The following is a 3,060-nucleotide window of genomic DNA, read 5'->3' on the forward strand; positions in this document are numbered from 1 at the left end:
ATCGAGGACACGATGGCCATGCTCTCCGACATGGGCATCAACGTGGTCGAGGACGACGAGCAGGGCGAGGAGCCGGAAGCCGCCGACGCGGCTGCCGACGCCGAGGAAGACGCCAACGAACTGGCCGAGCAGACCGGTACCGCCGTTGCCGCGACGACGACCAAGAAAGAGCCGACCGATCGCACCGACGATCCGGTTCGCATGTATCTGCGCGAAATGGGCTCGGTCGAGCTTCTGTCGCGCGAGGGCGAAATCGCGATCGCCAAACGTATCGAGGCCGGCCGCGAGACGATGATCGCGGGCCTGTGCGAAAGCCCGCTGACCTTCCAGGCCATCATCATCTGGCGTGACGAGCTCAACGAATCGAAGATCCTGCTGCGCGAGATCATCGACCTCGAAGCGACCTATGCCGGACCGGAGGCCAAGCAGGCGCCGGTGGTCGAGCGGATCGAGGAAGCCAAGACCGAGGAAAAGCCGCGCCGTTCGCGCGAGGACGAGGACGACATCACCAATGTCGGCGGCGACACGCGCGGTCTGACTGACGACGACGAGGAAGACGAAGACGAAGCCAGCCTGTCGCTGGCGGCGATGGAAGCGGAACTGCGTCCGCAGGTAATGGAGACGCTCGACGTCATCGCCGACACATACAAGAAATTGCGCAAGCTGCAGGACCAGCAGGTCGAGAACCGGCTTGCCGCCGCGGGCACGCTGTCGCCCAGCCAGGACCGCCGGCTGAAGGAGCTGAAGGACCAGCTGATCAAGGCGGTGAAGTCGCTGTCCCTGAACACTGCGCGCATCGAGGCATTGGTCGAGCAGCTCTACGATATCAACAAGCGCCTCGTGCAGAACGAAGGCAAGCTGTTGCGGCTGGCCGAAAGCTATGGCGTGCGCCGCGAGGAATTCCTGAAGGAGTATCAGGGCTCGGAACTCGATCCCAACTGGACGCGCTCGATCGGCAATCTGACCTCGCGCGGCTGGAAGGAATTCACCAAGAACGAAAAGGACGCGATCCGCGACCTGCGTGCCGAGATCCAGAACCTCGCCACGGAAACGGCGATCTCGATCCTCGAATTCCGCAAGATCGTCAATCAGGTGCAGAAGGGCGAGCGCGAAGCCGCGATCGCCAAGAAGGAAATGGTCGAGGCCAATCTGCGCCTCGTCATTTCCATCGCCAAGAAATACACCAATCGCGGCCTGCAGTTCCTCGATCTGATCCAGGAAGGCAATATCGGCCTGATGAAGGCGGTCGACAAATTCGAATACCGCCGCGGCTATAAGTTCTCGACCTACGCGACGTGGTGGATCCGGCAAGCGATCACCCGCTCGATCGCCGACCAGGCGCGCACCATCCGCATTCCGGTGCACATGATCGAGACGATCAACAAGATCGTGCGCACCTCGCGCCAGATGCTGCACGAGATCGGCCGCGAGCCGACGCCGGAGGAACTGGCGGAAAAGCTCGCCATGCCGCTGGAAAAAGTGCGCAAGGTACTGAAGATCGCCAAGGAGCCGATTTCGCTCGAAACGCCGGTCGGCGACGAGGAGGATTCGCATCTCGGCGATTTCATCGAGGACAAGATGGCGATCCTGCCGATCGACGCGGCGATCCAGGCCAATCTGCGCGAGACGACGACGCGGGTGCTTGCTTCGCTCACCCCGCGTGAAGAGCGCGTGCTTAGAATGCGCTTCGGCATCGGCATGAACACCGACCACACGCTGGAGGAAGTCGGTCAGCAGTTCTCGGTCACCCGCGAACGCATCCGCCAGATCGAAGCCAAGGCGTTGCGCAAGCTCAAGCATCCCAGCCGCTCGCGCAAGCTGCGGAGCTTCCTCGATAGCTAATGCCGGGTGACGGATAAGCAATTTAAAGGGCGCTGCGGCGCCCTTTTTCGTTCGTGCCAGGAATTGTCTCGCCAGACGGTGCGGTTGTTGTTGCAGCACACCTGCTGTGGGAGGATAATCTCGTGTCGGATGCATTTTCTGGGCGACAAACCCGGATGCCCGCCCCGGCAGTGACGCCGTGCTCCGAGGCCCCGGAGGGAGGTGTGCATGACAAACTATATCGTGCTGATCAACTGGACGGAGCAGGGCGCCAAAAATGTGCGCGAGTCGCCGAAGCGGCTCGATGCCGCCAAGAAGCTGCTGGGAGACATGGGTGGCTCGTTCAAGGCGTTTTATCTCACCATGGGCGAATGCGATATGGTGGCGATCGTCGAAGCGCCCGACGATGCGGTGCTCGCTCGTTTCTCGCTGATGCTGGCGACAGGCGGTAACGTGAGGACGCGGACGCTCAAGGCTTTCCCGGAATTGGCCTATCGCGAGATCATCGCCTCGCTCGGCTGAGGCGTTGCGCGGCTACAGATCCGCGCAAGCTGCCGAGCCCGGCACGGTCAGGCGCCGCTTGGCGGCGCCCGGCCAGTCTGGTCCGAAATGTTGCGGGGCGAAGGTACTTCCCGGATATTCCGCGCAGCACCTCAGCTCGCGTCTCTGAACACATGCCCAAGCCTCTGCTGACCATCTGGTACAACACCCGCTGTCCGGTTTGCGATGCCGGCATCAGCCGGCAGAAGCAGCGGCTGATCGAGGCGATCAAGACCGGGCGGATCGCGTTTCGCGACATCAATGCCGAACCGGCGGCACTGGCCGGATACGGCGTGTCGCTGGAGGACATCCGCCGCCGGCTGCACGCAATTGATGCGGATGGCAAACTGCTGGTCGGCGCCGACGTCGTAATTGCCGTCTGGCTGAAAACACCGGGCGAGGGCTGGCTGGCAGCGCTGTTCGGCAACCGCACCGTGCTGCCGTTGACGCGCTATGCCTATGATCGTTTCGCCGATCTTCTCTATGCCTGGAACCGGCGCAAGGGCCGCTGGTAAGCGGCAGAGACAACCGCCCCGGGCCTTTTGGGACTCCGGAGAGGTTCAGCCACTGCCTTAGCCGCAAACGCGCTCTTTCAATGCCGTGCGCAATTACGTTACATCGTAAGATATATCTTGACTCAACCACCTCGCCTGCCTAATTGAGATATATCGTAAGACATAACTCAAGGAGCAGACGATG

General features: G+C 61.8%; 3 protein-coding genes. All 3 read left to right on the forward strand.

Going from position 1 to position 3,060, the window contains the following annotated elements:
- The coding region (gene rpoD, locus EOA86_RS28495) for an RNA polymerase sigma factor RpoD (RefSeq protein WP_128344714.1) at window positions 1-1,842 on the forward strand (1,842 nt) is incomplete at its 5' end.
- A gap of 207 nt (window positions 1,843-2,049) precedes the next feature.
- On the forward strand, window positions 2,050-2,343 hold the full coding sequence (locus EOA86_RS28500; RefSeq protein ID WP_065009207.1) for a GYD domain-containing protein: 294 nt from the start codon (window positions 2,050-2,052) through the stop codon (window positions 2,341-2,343).
- 152 nt (window positions 2,344-2,495) lie between these two features.
- Window positions 2,496-2,876, forward strand: coding sequence for a DCC1-like thiol-disulfide oxidoreductase family protein (locus EOA86_RS28505; protein WP_206523344.1), 381 nt, complete (start codon window positions 2,496-2,498; stop codon window positions 2,874-2,876).
- The last annotated feature ends 184 nt before the right edge of the window (window positions 2,877-3,060 follow it).

The organism is Mesorhizobium sp. M5C.F.Ca.IN.020.32.2.1 (assembly GCF_004023105.1).
Taxonomy (GTDB): Bacteria; Pseudomonadota; Alphaproteobacteria; order Rhizobiales; family Rhizobiaceae; genus Mesorhizobium; species Mesorhizobium wenxiniae.